The sequence below is a fragment of the Streptomyces hazeniae genome (assembly GCF_031845485.1).
In the GTDB taxonomy this organism is placed as follows: Bacteria; Actinomycetota; Actinomycetes; order Streptomycetales; family Streptomycetaceae; genus Streptomyces; species Streptomyces hazeniae.
Genome location: NZ_JAVREQ010000272.1, coordinates 1 through 255, shown reverse-complemented (window position 1 = coordinate 255; position 255 = coordinate 1). Strand labels below are relative to the sequence as shown.

Genomic DNA, 255 nt, shown 5'->3' with positions numbered 1-255 from the left:
GTGGCCAGCACCAGAATGTCGGCGTCGAGGATCTTCTGGCGCAGCTGCGGCCATTGGTCCCCCTCCCCCATGTCGACGGCCACACCCGGCAGGATGTCGTAGTCCACGACGCGGACCAGCTCGGTGCACACCTCCTGCGTGCGCAGTTCGTTCAGCACCTGCTCGGCCAGCAACTGGCTGCTGGACTCCGCCGGCGAGCGGTTGAGGGTGCAGACCAGGGCGAGAGCCGTGAGCGGCGAGAGATCCATGTCCATG

General features: G+C 67.1%; 1 protein-coding gene. It reads right to left on the bottom strand.

Going from position 1 to position 255, the window contains the following annotated elements:
* Positions 1 to 255: NAD(P)H-dependent oxidoreductase (locus RM572_RS29665; protein WP_311676422.1), on the bottom strand; the 255-nt coding region annotated here is incomplete at both ends.